14 protein-coding genes and 10 other annotated features are annotated in these 16,991 nt (G+C 48.5%); of the genes, 6 read left to right on the top strand and 8 right to left on the bottom strand.

Going from position 1 to position 16,991, the window contains the following annotated elements:
• Positions 1 to 7: 7 nt before the first annotated feature.
• From STM4412 to fbp, 4 genes are all read right to left on the bottom strand, one after another.
• Positions 8 to 1,222 (bottom strand): putative pemease gene (locus STM4412; RefSeq protein NP_463273.1). Within the gene, positions 8 to 1,216 belong to an annotated coding region; the region does not span the whole gene.
• Complete coding sequence (locus tag STM4413; protein ID NP_463274.1) at positions 1,213 to 2,376, bottom strand: putative imidazolonepropionase and related amidohydrolases; 1,164 nt, start codon at positions 2,374 to 2,376, stop codon at positions 1,213 to 1,215. Before STM4413 ends, STM4412 begins: the two co-directional genes overlap by 10 nt.
• Positions 1,217 to 1,222, bottom strand: a ribosome-binding site (putative RBS for STM4412; RegulonDB:STMS1H004296). (Overlaps the previous gene by 6 nt.)
• A 409-nt stretch (positions 2,377 to 2,785) precedes the next feature.
• The gene (gene ppa / locus STM4414; RefSeq protein NP_463275.1) for an inorganic pyrophosphatase occupies positions 2,786 to 3,328 on the bottom strand. Within the gene, positions 2,786 to 3,316 belong to an annotated coding region; the region does not span the whole gene.
• Positions 3,323 to 3,328 (bottom strand) — a ribosome-binding site (putative RBS for ppa; RegulonDB:STMS1H004297). Its footprint overlaps the gene before it by 6 nt.
• Positions 3,329 to 3,542: 214 nt before the next feature.
• Positions 3,543 to 4,554, bottom strand: a protein-coding gene (gene fbp / locus STM4415) for a fructose-bisphosphatase (RefSeq protein ID NP_463276.1). Within the gene, positions 3,543 to 4,541 belong to an annotated coding region; the region does not span the whole gene.
• Positions 4,549 to 4,554 (bottom strand) — a ribosome-binding site (putative RBS for fbp; RegulonDB:STMS1H004298). (Overlaps the previous gene by 6 nt.)
• Positions 4,555 to 4,701: 147 nt before the next feature.
• Positions 4,702 to 4,707 (top strand) — a ribosome-binding site (putative RBS for mpl; RegulonDB:STMS1H004299).
• Between fbp and mpl the strand changes: the two genes are divergently transcribed.
• Positions 4,702 to 6,095 (top strand): UDP-N-acetylmuramate:L-alanyl-gamma-D-glutamyl-meso-diaminopimelate ligase gene (gene mpl / locus STM4416; protein NP_463277.1). Within the gene, positions 4,716 to 6,095 belong to an annotated coding region; the region does not span the whole gene. Its footprint overlaps the feature before it by 6 nt.
• A 490-nt stretch (positions 6,096 to 6,585) precedes the next feature.
• A complete protein-coding gene (locus STM4417; RefSeq protein NP_463278.1) occupies positions 6,586 to 7,419 on the top strand; it encodes a putative transcriptional regulator in 834 nt (277 codons plus the stop codon).
• A 50-nt stretch (positions 7,420 to 7,469) separates the two neighbouring features.
• On the opposite strand, the gene STM4418 is transcribed toward STM4417, so the two are convergent.
• The gene (locus STM4418) for a sugar (and other) transporter (protein ID NP_463279.1) occupies positions 7,470 to 8,920 on the bottom strand. Within the gene, positions 7,470 to 8,903 belong to an annotated coding region; the region does not span the whole gene.
• Positions 8,915 to 8,920: a ribosome-binding site (putative RBS for STM4418; RegulonDB:STMS1H004300), on the bottom strand. Its footprint overlaps the gene before it by 6 nt.
• 435 nt (positions 8,921 to 9,355) lie before the next feature.
• Positions 9,356 to 9,361, top strand: a ribosome-binding site (putative RBS for STM4419; RegulonDB:STMS1H004301).
• Between STM4418 and STM4419 the strand changes: the two genes are divergently transcribed.
• The gene (locus tag STM4419) for a sugar (and other) transporter (RefSeq protein NP_463280.1) occupies positions 9,356 to 10,798 on the top strand. Within the gene, positions 9,362 to 10,798 belong to an annotated coding region; the region does not span the whole gene. Its footprint overlaps the feature before it by 6 nt.
• 352 nt (positions 10,799 to 11,150) lie before the next feature.
• On the opposite strand, the gene STM4420 is transcribed toward STM4419, so the two are convergent.
• The 3 genes from STM4420 to STM4422 form a co-directional block, all read right to left on the bottom strand.
• Positions 11,151 to 11,968, bottom strand: a protein-coding gene (locus STM4420) for a putative inner membrane protein (RefSeq protein NP_463281.1). Within the gene, positions 11,151 to 11,960 belong to an annotated coding region; the region does not span the whole gene.
• Positions 11,963 to 11,968: a ribosome-binding site (putative RBS for STM4420; RegulonDB:STMS1H004302), on the bottom strand. Its footprint overlaps the gene before it by 6 nt.
• 16 nt (positions 11,969 to 11,984) lie before the next feature.
• Positions 11,985 to 13,497, bottom strand: a protein-coding gene (locus STM4421; RefSeq protein NP_463282.1) for a putative NAD-dependent aldehyde dehydrogenase. Within the gene, positions 11,985 to 13,490 belong to an annotated coding region; the region does not span the whole gene.
• Positions 13,492 to 13,497, bottom strand: a ribosome-binding site (putative RBS for STM4421; RegulonDB:STMS1H004303). Its footprint overlaps the gene before it by 6 nt.
• A gap of 8 nt (positions 13,498 to 13,505) precedes the next feature.
• Positions 13,506 to 13,808: a putative cytoplasmic protein gene (locus tag STM4422; RefSeq protein ID NP_453693.1), complete on the bottom strand. Its 303-nt coding sequence runs from the start codon at positions 13,806 to 13,808 to the stop codon at positions 13,506 to 13,508.
• A gap of 117 nt (positions 13,809 to 13,925) precedes the next feature.
• Positions 13,926 to 13,931: a ribosome-binding site (putative RBS for STM4423; RegulonDB:STMS1H004304), on the top strand.
• On the opposite strand from STM4422, the gene STM4423 reads away from it, so the two are divergent.
• The 3 genes from STM4423 (at position 13,926) to STM4425 (ending at position 16,964) form a co-directional block, all read left to right on the top strand.
• The gene (locus tag STM4423) for a putative AraC-type DNA-binding domain-containing protein (protein ID NP_463284.1) occupies positions 13,926 to 14,755 on the top strand. Within the gene, positions 13,931 to 14,755 belong to an annotated coding region; the region does not span the whole gene. Its footprint overlaps the feature before it by 6 nt.
• A gap of 259 nt (positions 14,756 to 15,014) precedes the next feature.
• A complete protein-coding gene (locus STM4424) occupies positions 15,015 to 15,935 on the top strand; it encodes a putative endonuclease (RefSeq protein NP_463285.3) in 921 nt (306 codons plus the stop codon).
• Positions 15,936 to 15,946: 11 nt separating this feature from the next.
• Positions 15,947 to 15,952: a ribosome-binding site (putative RBS for STM4425; RegulonDB:STMS1H004305), on the top strand.
• Positions 15,947 to 16,964 (top strand): putative dehydrogenase gene (locus STM4425; RefSeq protein NP_463286.1). Within the gene, positions 15,954 to 16,964 belong to an annotated coding region; the region does not span the whole gene. Its footprint overlaps the feature before it by 6 nt.
• Positions 16,965 to 16,991 lie beyond the last annotated feature (27 nt).

The following is a 16,991-nucleotide window of genomic DNA, read 5'->3' on the forward strand; positions in this document are numbered from 1 at the left end:
GATGGCGCTAGCGCCGGGCATGGTGAGCTCTTATTCTGCCGTAGATCAATAATGACGCGCCGCCCAGGATAACAATGCATCCGAGAACCATAAATCCCTGCATGTAGCTGCCGGTTGTCCGGTAAAAATAGCCGACCATAAGGCCTGCCAACGTACCGCCGCCGCCGGCGCCGATGCCATTAATAATACCGGAGGCTGGGCCAATCGCATGGGGTTTAACGTTCGACTGGATAATCGACCAGATATTGGGGGTAAAGCTGGCGGCATAATAACCCATCGCCAGGGTAATGAGCGTGATTTTAAAGCCCGGCGCATCGACAAATGGCAGGAGAAATAACATCACGCCGGGGATTAGTAGGCCCAGTGAAGCAATAAGTACACGTTTTTGTGTCTTATCACTGATCCATGAGATAGGGATTGCCAGTATAACCGCAGTCAGATAAGGCAGAGAACTGACCAATGCTTTACTGAATCCGGTATAGCCGAGAGAATTGACAACCATGGGTATCCATAACGTAATTCCCCAGAACAACATCCCTTGAGTGATGTAGGTAAAAATAAGGAGTAGGAAGGGGGTTCCGCCCAGCGATTCCAGGGTAAGTTTAGTTTTCTCTGTTGGCGCCGGCGCACGATAATAAGGCGCTTCTTCCTGTTTTTTCAGCATTGTTATATAAAGTGGAACCACAACAACAATGCCGATCACACCAGTGATAATAAAAACATTTCGCCAACCGAAGGCAGCATCCAGCGGGGACAAAATCATAAATCCCAGGCCTAATGCCAGGAACTGTCCATAATACTGGATAATGCTGTTCGCCTGCGTCCGTTCTTTGTCTGAAAACCAGTCGCTGGCGAAGCGGGACTGCTGCGGCCAATAAATGCCTTCGGTAATGCCAAGCACCAGCCGACAAATCAAAATAACGTACACTGACGAGGTAAATCCGACAAAAACGGTCGCAATCGACCAGATTAGCACCATCAGAATGACTATTTTTTTCGGATCGTATCGCTGGGTAAATACGCCGCCAAAAATATTTGAAAAGGCATAGCCAATAAGAAATATGGTTAATACAATGCTGGCCGTTGCGCCATCAATATTCAGGTCGTGTGTAATCGTAGGTAACGTAACGGAAAGATTAGAACGGTCAAGATAAGCAACAAAAAGGCCGAACATTAATGTCGCGCCGATCCGTAGCCATTTTTGCATTGAGGTCATTTTTCAACTCCGTTTGGCCGCGCGCCAAAATCAATTTGACGAAATAATATCTCACCGGATTTTATGGTCATTTGTGGTACCAGCACATGCGTCCCCGTGAGCGTTTCACCATGAATATCGGCAAATTCAACATGCCTGTTTTTTAATTTAAAGATGGCGATATCGGCAAATGCCCCAGGGGCCAGCGTACCAATTTCTGCTGCCATACCCATTAAAACTGCTGGGGTATGGGTACAGGCGTTAATGACATCGGTAAGCGCGACGCCGAGTGCTAAATATTTCGATAAAATCCATGGTAAGGCGTAAACAGGCCAGGCGAGTTTAGTGATGGTTGAGAGATCGCTACTGATGATATCCGGAAGAAAGCCATTGGCGATGGCCCGGCGTGCCGTGTTCATTGAAAAATGGCTGCGACCATTGGCGGCATCAAATATAACGCCTCTTTCCCTTGCCTGACGGACTTCGGCTAAGACCACGCCTTCATCAGTAAGAATGGTGCTACCTTTGCCGTGAAACGCATGAGCGATAATATCGCCTCGGCGTAGCAAGGAGACAAGTTCTTTCATGGGAACGACGGGATGAGTCGAGTGTATTGCCACGGGACACTTTAAATCGTTGGCAATACGAAGGGATTCAGTCAGCGGTTTTAAGCCATATTCAGCAATGTCCTCAGTCTGAACCTTGAGTTTTAATCCCTGAAGAACGTTGCGATACTGACGAAACAGCGCGTGGATCTTATTTTCATCAATATTGTCAGGATCATAATTTTCTTGTGACCAGGTTTGGCCCGGCGGCGACACGGTCAAAAACGCTTTGATTCGAACTTTGCTGGCGCAAATCACCGTTCGGTAGAAGGCATCAAAGTTTGCCGTACCGGCAGAACCTGCATCCACGACGGTGGTGACGCCATTCGGCGGCATGTACATATCAGGCCTGACGCCGCCTTCCGTCGCGTCATAAAAAACATGCGCGTGATAATCGATAAGACCGGGAGTAACGATCATGCCGTCGGCATGGATAATCCGGGTCTCCGAAGTTACAGGATATTTATCGGCATCAACGATAATATCGTTAATGATGCGTAAATTGTTAATCTCATTAATATTACGAGCGGGATCGATGATATGTCCACCGGTAATTAATATATCATTTTTCATCATAATCTCTTAAAATAGTAAATAATTATGGCAGCCCTTAAAAATATATTAAAAAGTGTGTTTTGAGCGGATGTTATGTTGGATTAAAAATACGGTTATTGGTAGGGAGAGCTTAGGATACCTTATTAAAAAGGTAATCGGGCTTATGCACTAAATAAGACTTTAGCGCTTGCTAATATTTAGGGCGTAAGTCCATGGGAGTCTGGGAGCATTCACAAAACAATTATTATCTTAAGCTTTTTAGAGAAACCGTGAGCGTATTCAACCCTTTTTAATAAAAAATCAGGTAAAGTATTATTCATTCCGTGAATGTTAAATTAATAATGATAAAAACTGTGTTCTATTCATTAGCCAATAAAAAGGCCCTCATTACTATGAGAGCCTTTATCTTGACGCTTATGTAAAAGCGAACTTATTTCTTCGCTGCGCGCTCGAAGGAGGCAACGATTTCCGCTTTAGCCGCTTCGGCGTTGTCCCAACCGTCAACTTTCACCCATTTGCCTTTTTCGAGATCTTTATAATGCTCGAAGAAATGAGTGATCTGCGCTTTCAGCAGTTCCGGCAGATCGTTCACATCTTTAATGTGATCGTACTCTTTGCTCAGTTTGGTGTGCGGTACGGCAACCAGTTTCGCATCTTCACCGGATTCGTCGGTCATTTTCAGTACGCCAACCGGACGGCAACGGATGACGGCGCCTGGCTGCAGCGGGTACGGCGTCGGGACCAGAACGTCTACCGGGTCGCCGTCCAGAGACAGGGTATGGTTGATGTAACCGTAGTTGCACGGATAGAACATCGCTGTGGACATGAAGCGGTCAACGAACAGCGCGCCGCTCTCTTTGTCAACTTCGTATTTGATCGGATCTGCGTTAGCCGGGATCTCGATAACGACGTAGATATCTTCCGGCAGTTCTTTACCCGCCGGGACGTTGAGTAAGCTCATGTCTGTTTCCTTTGAATTTATGACAAACAAGTGGCGAGTATTATAGCCAACTCACGCCGAAAGTCTTCGCTTGTTTTCGTTTCCGCCTCATCTGGCGCGTCGTTGCGGAGCATAAACGACAAAGGTTAAGAACCGGAAAAATCACGGGCCTGATAAGGCAACGCCGCCATCGGACATGTTATTGCCCAATGGCGGCTTCATGCGTTATTCCGCATGGTGGTAAAAATTACGCGTCCGGGTATTCGCGGATAAAGCGTTCCACATCGTCAACCATATGGCGGTTGCCGACGAAGAACGAGCGGCGCTGGTGCAGGCTTTCCGGAATGATATCCAGAATACGTTCTTTACCATCGCTTGCTTTGCCGCCGGCCTGTTCCGCGAGGAACGCCATCGGGTTGCATTCATACAGCAGACGCAGTTTCCCCTGCGGATGGCTGGCGGTGCTGGGGTAGAGATAGATGCCGCCTTTCAGCAGGTTGCGGTGGAAATCGGCCACCAGAGAGCCAATGTAACGTGAGGTATAAGGGCGACTTGTTGAACTATCCTCTTCCTGGCAGAATTTGATGTACTTCTTCACGCCATTCGGGAATTTAATGTAGTTACCTTCGTTAATGGAGTAGGTTTTACCCTTTTCCGGGAAACGCATACGTTCCTGGCACAGACAGAACACGCCCAACGACGGATCGTAGGTGAAAGCGTGTACGCCGCAGCCGGTGGTGTAAACCAGCATGGTGGACGAGCCATACACGACATATCCCGCAGCGACCTGTTTGTTGCCGGGTTGCAGGAAATCTTCTTCGGTGACCGGCGTGCCGACGGGCGTCACGCGGCGATAAATCGAGAAAATCGTACCGACAGAGACGTTAACGTCGATGTTAGAAGAGCCATCCAGAGGGTCCATCAGCACCACATATTTCGCGTGTTCGCAGCCTTCAAAGACGACAATTTCGTCCTCTTCTTCCGATGCGATGCCCGCTACAATATCGCGCGCTTTTAGTGCAGCTTTCAGTTTCTCGTTCGCGAACAGATCGAGTTTCTGCTGAACCTCGCCCTGTACGTTCTCAGCACCGCTGGCACCCAGGATATCGACCAGACCGGCCTTATTGATATCGCGGTGGATGATCTTGGCGCCCAATTTTATTGCCGACAGCAAAGCAGTGAGCTCACCGGTAGCCTGAGAGAACTCGTGCTGCTTTTCGACAATAAATTCACCTAACGTTTTCATAACACTTTCCCTGCAATTGATTGGAGTAAAGCGACCGTAACAATCTTAACAAACATTTCAGATGATGCGCTCAGGTGAATCGCGCCAGCAAAGTACAGATTTACCTGAAATGCGTTTCTCACTTGCCAGACATGTGCGTAAAATGGCTCGCAGATAAAAAAAGGATAGTGACGTATGCGCATTCATATTTTGGGAATTTGTGGCACTTTCATGGGGGGGCTGGCGATGCTGGCTCGCTCGCTTGGTCATGAAGTAACGGGTTCGGACGCCAATGTGTATCCGCCGATGAGTACCTTACTTGAGAAGCAAGGCATTGATCTGATCCAGGGTTATGACGCCAGCCAGCTCGATCCGCAGCCGGATCTGGTGATTATCGGCAATGCGATGACGCGCGGGAATCCGTGCGTGGAAGCGGTGCTGGAAAAAAACATTCCCTTTATGTCTGGTCCACAGTGGCTGCACGACTTTGTGTTGCGCGACCGCTGGGTACTGGCGGTCGCCGGTACCCACGGCAAAACCACGACCGCAGGCATGGCGACCTGGATACTGGAAGCGTGCGGGTACAAACCGGGCTTTGTGATTGGCGGCGTACCGGGCAACTTTGAGGTTTCCGCGCGCCTGGGAGAGAGCCCGTTCTTTGTTATCGAAGCGGATGAGTACGACTGCGCGTTCTTTGATAAACGTTCTAAATTTGTGCATTACTGCCCGCGGACGCTGATCCTCAACAACCTTGAGTTTGATCATGCCGACATCTTCGACGATCTGAAAGCGATCCAGAAGCAGTTCCACCATCTGGTGCGCATCGTGCCGGGGCAGGGGCGCATCATCTGGCCGGAAAACGACATCAACCTGAAACAGACCATGGCGCTGGGCTGCTGGAGCGAGCAGGAGCTGGTGGGCGAGCAGGGACACTGGCAGGCGAAGAAGCTGACTACGGATGCTTCCGAGTGGGAAGTGTGGCTGGACGGCGAAAAAGTCGGCGATGTGAAATGGGGCCTGGTCGGCGAACATAACATGCACAACGGTCTGATGGCGATTGCCGCCGCGCGCCACGTGGGCGTCGCGCCCGCAGAAGCGGCCAGCGCGCTGGGGTCATTTATTAACGCCCGCCGCCGTCTGGAGCTACGCGGCGAAGCGAACGGCGTGACGGTGTATGACGATTTTGCTCACCACCCGACGGCAATTCTGGCCACGCTGGCGGCGCTGCGCGGTAAAGTGGGCGGCACCGCGCGCATTATCGCAGTGCTGGAGCCGCGTTCTAACACGATGAAGATGGGGTTATGCAAGGATGACCTGGCGCCGTCGTTAGGGCGTGCGGATGAAGTGTTCCTGCTGCAGCCGCCGCATATTCCGTGGCAAGTGGCGGAAGTCGCTGAAGCCTGCGTACAGCCTGCTCACTGGAGTGGCGATGTCGATACGCTGGCGGAAATGGTGGTGAAAACCGCACAGCCTGGCGATCACATCCTGGTGATGAGCAACGGCGGTTTCGGCGGCATCCATCAGAAATTGCTGGATGGGCTGGCGAAAAAAGCTCAGAACGTAACAGCGTATTAAATGACTATGCGGTCAGCCAGCCTTGTGGCTGGCTGTTTTATATGGGGCATCTTGCCATCGAAAGCGCATTCCGCTCGCCGGGAGACGTTAAAGCAATACTGAAAAATCATTTGCCGCTCAGTATTGAAAAAGAGTAGACGCATATCCTTAAAGTAATCAGTGTAATACACTAAGAGTGTTCCGCCGGTTGCCGTATGCGGGACGAAAAGAGCCAGTTCGCAATAACAGATGAAGGTTTCGTGATTTATAAACGTCATCTTCTGCCTTTCAACGTTTGCGATGCCGCCTGGCTGCGGGCATCGTCCAGTCATAACAATGCTGATCCTGTCGCATTTATGCGGTCAGATTCAGATTGCTCAGAACCCAGCCCGCCAGCAAATTCTGTACTGAAGGTAACCACAGCGCAATTTGAATGTTGTTAACTGTATGTTCAGTTCATTTGTGCTAATATGGTTATTTACGAAATTTTCGTTCTATTAGAGTATCATGCATGTCTAAACATCAAACTCAACTTTCCTTACTGCAGGATGATATCCGCAGTCGCTATGACAGCCTTAGCAAACGTCTTAAACAAGTTGCTCAGTATATTCTGGATAACAGTAATAGCGTTGCTTTTGACACGGTAGCTTCCATCGCGCAACATGCCGATGTTCCCCCTTCGACACTGATTCGTTTTGCTAATGCGTTTGGTTTTAGCGGATTTAATGAAATGAAACAGGTATTTCGCCAGCACCTGATGGAGGAAACAGTAAGCTATACCGAGCGGGCGCGTCTGTTCAGACAGAAAAATGCGGATGAAGGGGAACCTACCCCGGAAAAGCCGGGTGAAATTCTGAAGCTATTTTCAATGGTGAATGCACAGGTATTACAACAATTACCGGTGCAGATTAAAAATGAGCAGTTGGATGCGGCGGTAAATCTGTTAGCGAAAGCCGACAATATTTATGTGATTGGATTACGTCGTTCGTTTAGCGTGGCCAGTTATTTAACCTACGCATTGCGTCATCTGGAGAGACGGGCATTTTTAATTGACGGTATTGGCGGAATGTTCTCTGAACAGCTAAGTATGGTCAGCCCCGACGATGTCGTTATTGCCATCAGCTACTCGCCTTACGCGCAGGAAGTGGTGGAATTAGTCGAGCTTGGCGCGAAACGCGGTGCGCACCATATTGCGATAACCGATAGCCAGGTCAGCCCGCTGGCAGCGTTCAGTGAAGTCTGTTTTGTGGTACGTGAAGCGCAGGTCGATGGTTTCCGTTCTCAGGTCGCGTCCATGTGTCTGGCGCAAACGTTAGCGGTTTCACTGGCGCTGGCGACGGAGTAAAAAAACAAGCCGATGATCGTATTTAGCGATCATCGGCATTGTGGTGAAACTTAATCAGAATAACGTTCGGTTTGAATTGGCTGCAGTTTTTTTCTGCGTTTTGCTAACACTACGCTCTCCATTTTCTCCAGCGAAATGCCTTTTGTTTCCGGCAGGTAACGGCAGATAAAGAAGTAACTGAAGATGCAGCAGATGGCAAATATCCACATTGGAAATGCGCCGTGGAAATGCGAAAGTAAATACGGGTTTTCATTAATCATCGGGAAGAATTGCGAAACTAAAAAGTTTGCCATCCACATAAATCCGACCGAAATACTCATTCCCTGCGACCTCATCCGGTTAGGGAATATTTCAGAAATAAGCACCCATGCGCCCACGCCCCAGGAAAGCGCGTAGAAAATCATAAAGAACAGCATACCGAATAGCGCGAAATAACCGGTTGCCTGGCTGTACAGCGCCCATGAGGTGAGCAACAAGCCGATGATGCTGCCGATAGTGCCTTTACGCATCAGCGACAAACGCCCCATCTTATCCATAATCATTGCGCCAATAATGGAACCGATAAGCTGAATCACGCCGATCCAGATTGTCTGGAACAGGGCCTCCTGGGCGCTACCGGTCACATCCTTAAGGACGATTGGCGCGTAATACATCATGACGTTAACCCCTGTTACCTGTTGCAGCATAGCGATCATGCAGCCCAGGATCAGGATGAAACGCACGTTCCCGTCGCGGTAATTGAGTTTTTGATGGGCGTTTAGTTGGTCATTTTGCAGTGAGGTTTTTATATCGGCAAGAAGATGTCTGGCATGTTCTTCGTTGGATATTTTGGTCAGTATTTTTAGCGTCTCCTCCTCGCGACCAATCATCATCATCCAGCGGGGAGATTCCGGGATTAAAAAGACTAAAATACAGAACAAAATGCAGGGAATAATACCCGCAGCAAACATATAGCGCCAGCCAAGTTCAATGAGCCAGGTATCCGCTGCAATCGATGCTATTTTGTAGTTAACGTAGAAGATCAGAATCTGACCGAAAACGATAGCGAACTGCTGCATACTTAATGCTCTGCCGCGCATGTTTTTCGGTGAGACTTCAGACATATACATCGGTGATACTGTTGCCGCCAGGCCGACTGCCAGTCCACCGATAATGCGATAAATCACAAAATGGGTGAACGTGTAGGAGAGGGAGGTGCCCACTGCGGAAATAGTGAATAACAGCGCTGAAACCATCAATGATTTCTTGCGTCCAAAACGTTTGGATAAATATCCGGCGCTAAACGAACCAATAACGCACCCCACCACAACGCAGGAAACCGCCCAGCCGGTCTCAGCAGGAGATAGATGAAAGTAGCTGGTCAGTGAACCAATCGCACCTGAAATAACAGCAGTATCGTAGCCAAATAATATTCCGCCCAGTGCGGCAATCGCGCAGATGCGTAATATGTAACCCGTATTATAACAACTATCTGATGTGGACATAGGTAGATTATCTCCAGAATAAACTTCATCTATCTGTTTGAATTTAGTGAACAAATAGACAAATTCATCTTATGTCGGTCATTGCCGTAGCGCTGCCGACGATCTTATAGCTATTGAGAACTCTCGTTTCACAACCTATGTTTTAATTTCAAAACGATCAATAATGAAACTTATGTTTTGTTATGGGTATCACATTTCGAATTTCATAATCCTGGCGTTTTTTATCGTTAAGATGCTGCGTTTTACGCAGTGCTCTCCTCTATCTTGATGAAGTTACTTGATTTTATTGATTTCGCGACAGTACCTGAACTCAATTTGTCAGGGGCCGTACTTTTTGTTCTTTCCTGGAACATCTCCATTTCGTGATCTTTTGCATGGAATTTTTCTTCTAATGAATGCAAAAATAAAATGAAAAATTTCATTGGTGTGTTGTTTCCTCAACAGGCAAGGGAGGGATTATGTCTCAGAGAAGTAAGTACAATTCGGCCTATGTGTACGTCCTGTGTTGTATTGCGGCGCTGGCTGGATTGATGTTTGGTTATTCAACGGCGGTGATTACCGGAGTGGTATTGCCTTTACAGCAGTATTACCAACTGACGCCAACCGAGACCGGATGGGCCGTTTCCAGTATCGTGATTGGTTGTATCATCGGCGCGCTGGTCGGTGGAAAAATTGCCGATAAACTGGGGCGTAAACCTGCGCTTCTGATCATTGCGATCATTTTTATCGCTTCTTCCTTAGGGGCGGCGATGAGTGAATCGTTCATGATCTTCTCCCTTTCCCGCATTGTGTGTGGTTTTGCGGTTGGGATGGCCGGAACGGCATCCACCATGTATATGTCTGAACTGGCGCCTGCTGAAATTCGCGGCAAAGCGCTGGGCATTTACAATATCTCCGTGGTATCTGGCCAGGTTATCGTGTTTATAGTCAACTATCTGATAGCAAAAGGAATGCCTGCTGATGTGCTGGTTTCCCAGGGCTGGAAGACTATGCTTTTTGCCCAAGTGGTACCCTCCATTGCGATGTTAGCGATTACGCTTTTCCTACCCGAATCACCGGCATGGTGCGCCCGTAACAACCGCAGCGAAGCTCGTTCGATAAAGGTGCTTACCCGGATCTACAGTGGATTAACGGCCACAGATGTGGCCGCTATTTTTGACAGCATGAAAGAAACCGTACGTTCACAGGACAACGTCGCCGGGGGAGAACGCACCAACCTGAAAAGCTCGCCGGTGCTCCGCTATATTCTGTTGGTTGGATGCTGTATCGCCGTTTTGCAACAGTTCACAGGCGTTAACGTAATGAACTATTATGCGCCGCTGGTGTTGCAGAACAGCAGTACCGAAGTGGTTATGTTCCAGACCATTTTTATCGCGGTATGTAATGTGGTGGGCAGTTTTATCGGCATGATCCTGTTCGACCGCTATGGCCGTATACCGATTATGAAAATTGGTACCATCGGCTCAATTGTCGGCCTGTTGATCGCGTCATACGGTTTGTACACCCACGATACAGGCTACATTACCATCTTTGGCATCCTGTTTTTTATGCTGCTGTTTGCCGTCAGCTGGAGCGTTGGCGCATGGGTACTGATTTCTGAGGTTTTCCCTGAAAAGATAAAAGGTTTTGGGATGGGGCTGGCGGTGAGTCTGATGTGGATAGCCAACTTCCTCATCTCACTGTTGTTCCCGGTCATAAATGATAACGCCTGGCTGCAGGAGACCTTCGGCGGCGCTTTCTCGATGTGGATTTTTGTCGTCTTTAATTTGGTCTGCTATGTCTTTATTTCTCGTTATGTGCCGGAAACAAAAGGGGTGCCGCTAACAGAAATTGAACGGCTGGCCGAGAACAAGCTGCGTGAAATTCAGGGGAAACGTCGCGATGTAATAGCCTGATACCTCTCCAATATTAGCGGAGAATATCCAGAGATATTCTCCGCTGGTTACACAACCTTTACTCCCTCCAGCGAGTGCGCACAGGATATACCCTGTTGAAACCTCCCCAGTGTTTACCACCTCTACGTAACTAATTGATCCATAATAATATCGGCAAATAGGGTAAGTCTTCTTCTGCATCATTATTTTATTGCGTATTCCTGGTGGGGGCCGTGCCGTAAATACGCTATATACAAAACAGGGAAATAATTTAAGAGAAGGCGGATAGCGATCTTATGAGCGTGTGTGGCGCAGAGTTGAATAAAAAAGCCAGCCGCAGAGGACGGCTGGCAAAGTACCACTCAACGAAGTGTTATCGCGGGTAGTCTGGTGAGTTAATCCACGCGTGGTTCTCTTCCCAGGTGAAACGCCATTTTCGTAGCGGGCCGGCCATCACGTTCAGATAGTAGTTATCGTAACCCGCGATGGTGGCAACCGGGTGGTAGCCCTTAGGTACTTTCACTACATCCCGGTTATAGACCGCCATACATTCATCCAGGCTGCGATCGTCGGTGTAGACGCGCTGTAAGCAGAATCCCTGAGGTGGATTGAAACGGTGATAGTACGTCTCTTCCAGATAGGTCTCCTGGCCTTCAACTGCCGTATCGTGCTTGTGCGCGGGCCAGGAGCTGGTATCGCCTTCATTAGTGTACACTTCAACGACTAGCAGGCTGTCGGCGAGCTGGCTATCAGGAAGGATGTTATGCACCAGGCGCTGATTGCGCCCTTTTCCCCGATGCTCTACCCCGACCTCTTGTGGCGAGATCAGACGTACCGGAAGCTCTCCGAATCCCGGCGCGCTGCATACGGCCAGCTCAAGGTCGGTTTCGGCTGTCACTTTCGCCTCCGTATGATGGGGGAGGTAAACCGAATAAGCCGGAATGCGTTCAAACGGACTCATGCGCTGACCAATCCGATAGAAAAAACTGTCGGCGGCCTTAACGCTGGCCAGCCCGGCAACCAGCACCAGACAGCGTTCACGCTCATCGGACGGCAGGGTTATCGACTCTCCAGCCTTCAACTGCCAGACATCAAAACCGACATACTCCCAGCCTGCATTTTGAGGGGAAATGTGTTGGATATTTCCCGACTCAGAGGTACAGGTACTCAGCAAGTTGGCCATAATCTTCTCCTTCCTGAAAGCGTATTAACCGAGAGTCGGCATACTGAACTCCGATACGATCTGCTGTCCGTTCGGCCAACGCGAGGTAACGGTTTTCATCCGGGTATAGAAGCGCACGCCATCCGGCCCATGGACGTTCAGGGCGCCAAACACCGAGCGCTTCCAGCCGCCAAAAGAGTGAAATGCCATCGGAACCGGAACTGGAATATTAATACCGACCATCCCGGCTTCAACCGACTGGGCGAATTCGCGCGCATAGTGACCGTTGGTGGTGAAAATCACGCTGCCGTTGCCGAATTCATGGGAGTTTACCGTGCTAATGGCGGTGGCATAATCCGGGACGCGCACAATTCCGAGAACCGGGCCAAAAATTTCTTCACGCCAGATGGTCATCTCAGGCGTGACGTTATCAAACAGAGTGCCGCCGACATAAAAGCCTTCAGGATATCCCGCCACGCTATAGTTGCGGCCATCCATGACCAGAGTTGCTCCCTCGCTCACCCCTTTGTCGATGTAACCCAACACTTTCTGTTGATGAGCACGTGAAACAACCGGGCCCATTTCATTTTCATCTTTGCCGCGCAGCTCTCCCGGGCCGATACGTAGCGCCGCAATCAGCGGTTTCAGGCGTTCGATCAGACGGTCCGCCGTTTCATCGCCCACCGCGACCACTACCGGCAGCGCCATACAGCGTTCGCCCGCGGAACCAAATGCTCCGCCCATAATGGCGTTGACGGTGGCGTCCAGATCTGCATCCGGCATGACGATTGCGTGATTTTTGGCGGCCCCGAAGGCCTGTACGCGTTTGCCATGGGCGCTGGCGGTGGTATAGATATGTTCCGCGACGGCGGAGGAACCGACAAAGCTGACGGCCTGTACGCGAGGGTCGCTGGTCAACAGGCTAGCCGCCTCATTGCCACAGTGAACAACGTTAAACACGCCGTCCGGCAGGCTAGCCTCCTGCAGAAGCTGCGCCATACGTAACGATGCGGACGGCACCAGTGCGGGCGGTTTCAGGACGAAGGTATTGCCGCAAGCCAGAGCAACCGGGAACATCCACATAGGCACCATTGCCGGGAAGTTAAACGGTGTGATGCCTGCCACAACCCCAAGCGGCTGCATTAATGAAAAGCTGTCAACGCCTGAGCCGACGTTAAAGGAGTACTCTCCTTTGCTGAGGTGCGGGATCCCGCAGGCAAATTCGACAACCTCTATGCCGCGCGTCAGCTCGCCAAGCGCATCTGACCAGACCTTGCCATGCTCGCTGACGATCAGCGCCGCCAGTTCGTCCCGATGCTTTTCCAGTAATACTTTGAATTCAAAAAGGATACGTGCCCGGCGTAGCGGAGTCATTTTACTCCATGCCGGAAAAGCCTCATGTGCGCTTTGAATTGCCGCCAGCATCTCCTCTCGGGTGCTCTGGGTGACCTGACGAATTACTTTACCGGTGGCCGGATTAGTCACCGGTAGCGTCTCGCCGCTGCTGCTCAGTGTCGTTTTACCATGAATAAAATTGCCGACTGTTTCCATCTCTTTTTTATCCTCTTAAACCGATGTTGACGACGTTCTGACTGAGCGGTCACAGGAAAGCCTGGTTATCTTCAGCCTAAAACGCATACCGTATTCAATGTAAATTTTAGGATTAAAAATTTCAAATTTATTTTTATGAAATTTTATTTTGAAAGTTTGACGGCTGATTTTTATACGAGGGTATGTGCAGCAAGAAATCAAAAATATAATTAACTTATTGATTTTTATCGTTTTTATTTGGTGTGTCATCAATGGTTGTCTGTTGTGACGAGGAAAGATTTGGAAAAAATTATGATCTATATAGCATTTTTGTTTCATTTGGTGTGGTATAAAAATTCAAATTTCAGGGGGGTTTCGGCACCACAGTTTCGGATATTGGAGGGTAAATCATGCGCTTGTGCTTCTGTCCTTCAGAACGAGAGAATAAGGCTCAGCCCCAGTTGGCGTATGTGAGTCAGGTCAGTGAGAGCAATGGTCCGTTTGTCCGGTTCATGCATATGCACCCACAGACCGTTGAACTGATTCTTATCACCGAAGGAGACGGGGAGTATTTCATTGGCGATCGCATCTACCCAGTTCGTAAAGGCGACCTGGTCATTTATAACAGCCAGGTGGTGCATGATGAGTATCTGGAAAGCGGGCGGCCAATTGGCACTATTTGTTGTGGGATTAACAATATTTCGTGTCCGGGTCTACGTGAGAATGCGCTAATACCGGATGATATTGTGCCGGTTATTCCACTGTATCACCATTATGCGACGGTGGAAAAACTGATGAGCTCCGTGTTTACCGTTATTAATCAGCATGCGGTAGAAGGGCCAGCAATGGCGCAGCTATTGACCCAGGTAGTACTCAAATACATTGAGGGAAATGTCTTATTGCGCACAGGTAACGATGCCATACAGCGCCATGAAAATTTACTTGATTCAATAAAATCCTATATTGATCGCAATTTCTATGAGCCAATTCGGCTGGATACGCTGGCGACGAAATTTAATGTCAGTCCTTATTATGTTTCCCATGAATTTAAACGCCGCTATGGTTATTCACCGATGGATTACCTGATAAAACGTAGGCTGGGGGAGGCGCAATCGTTACTAACCACGGATGAAGGCGGGCGCGAAAAGATCACCTCTATTGCTTATCGTGTTGGCTTTAGCAACCTTAGTCATTTTCAGAATTACTTCAAAAATAAAGTAGGGAAAACGCCCGGTCAATATCGCAAGGACTATCGTAAAGCTAATTATTTATTATTTGAATATTAATGCTTGCTAAAATTTAATCGTCATGAGAATGGTCGCAATACTGCGGCCATTTTTTATTTGTCGGTATATTTTATGCGTTTATCTATAGCGCGAAAAGTCTGGCAATATCATTAAAGAGTGATGATTTTTTTGTGATACCTGACGCATTTATCCCACTTCTTCAACCAGGATAGATAAAGTTTTTCAGGCTACAAAAAGTAATATGTTGTCCATCAAAGGTTAATTTGCATCGCGGTATGCAGTAAAAGCGTTTCATTAAGTGGGAGCCAGCAATATGTACAATGTAAAAAAGAGCATTAAGTTGGGGATTGCGCCTATCGGTTGGCGCAATGATGATATTCCTGAGATTGGTAAAGAAAATACATATAAACAAATACTTAGTGATGCCGCGCTCACCGGTTTTTCCGGGACGGAAGTTGGCGGTTGTTATCCGCAGGATCCTGCTGAGTTAAATAAAGAGTTAATGCTTCGCGGACTGGAAATACCAGGCCAGTGGTTTTCTTCCTTTATTATTCGCGATGGTATTGCATCTGCGATGAATGCTTTTGAACAGCATTGTGCTTATTTGCAGGCAATACATGCATATGTCGCCGTTGTTTCTGAACAAACTTATAGTATTCAAGGCATTATCGATAAGTGCGTTTATACAGAGAAGCCTAACTTCAGCGACAGCGAATGGCAGCTTTTATGCGAAGGACTTAATGCGCTTGGGAAGATTGCCAATGCGCACGGGCTGAAGCTCGCTTTCCATCATCATATGGGCACCGGTGTGCAGACTCTGCCAGAAGTGGATCGACTCATGGAGAATACCGATCCGCAATTTGTACATCTGCTGTTTGATACCGGGCATATATATGTTTCTGACGGCGATGTCATGCCGCTACTGAGTAAACATTTTGATCGTATTAAACACGTTCATTTTAAAGATGTGCGTAATGAAAAACTCAAAGCATGTCGCCTCGCGAAGAAATCATTCCTCAATTCTTTCCTTGATGGTGTGTTTACCGTCCCCGGCGATGGAAATATTGATTTTAAATCCGTATTAGCTTATCTGGTCGGGCATCAATATTCTGGCTGGATTGTTGTTGAGGCCGAGCAGGATCCTAAGAAATATAACCCATTGGAATATGCGCAAAAAGGTAAAAAGCATATTGATGAGTTACTGAAAAATTATCTTTAATTGAAAAGGAAACAGAAAATGACTTTAAAAGCAGGTATTGTAGGTATCGGCATGATCGGCTCCGATCACTTAAGACGTCTGGCCAACACCGTGTCGGGTGTAGAGGTTGTTGCCGTATGTGATATCGTCGCGGGTAGGGCGCAGGCGGCGCTGGATAAGTATGCGATCGAAGCCAAAGATTATAATGACTATCACGATCTGATTAATGATAAAGACGTTGAAGTGGTCATCATTACCGCATCAAATGAGGCGCACGCCGATGTAGCCGTTGCCGCGCTAAATGCTAACAAATATGTTTTCTGTGAAAAACCGCTAGCGGTGACGGCTGCGGATTGTCAGCGTGTGATTGAAGCAGAGCAGAAAAATGGTAAGCGCATGGTGCAGATTGGTTTTATGCGCCGCTACGACAAAGGTTACGTTCAGCTGAAAAATATTATCGACAGCGGCGAAATCGGTCAGCCATTAATGGTTCATGGACGTCATTACAATGCCAGCACGGTGCCAGAATACAAAACGCCACAGGCTATCTATGAAACATTGATTCATGAAATTGACGTTATGCACTGGCTGCTTAACGAAGATTATAAAACCGTTAAGGTTTACTTCCCGCGCCAGTCCAGCCTGGTGACCACTCTGCGTGATCCGCAGCTGGTTGTAATGGAAACCACCTCCGGCATCAATATTGTGGTTGAAGTATTTGTGAACTGCCAGTATGGCTACGACATTCACTGCGATGTTACCGGCGAGAAAGGAATGGCGGAGCTGCCAACCGTCGCCAGCGCCGCGGTACGGAAAGCGGCGAAGTATAGCACCGACATCCTGGTTGACTGGAAACAGCGCTTTATTGATGCCTACGACATTGAGTTCCAGGATTTCTTCGATCGTCTGAACGCAGGATTGCCGCCGGCAGGCCCAACGTCATGGGATGGTTATCTGGCTGCGGTTACCGCTGATGCCTGCGTGAAGTCTCAGGAAACAGGGAATACCGAGATTGTTGAATTACCCTCAAAACCTGATTTCTACAAATAAACCTTCCGCGTATTAAAACTCCTGCCG

The sequence above is a fragment of the Salmonella enterica subsp. enterica serovar Typhimurium str. LT2 genome, from assembly GCF_000006945.2.
Lineage (GTDB): Bacteria > Pseudomonadota > Gammaproteobacteria > Enterobacterales > Enterobacteriaceae > Salmonella > Salmonella enterica.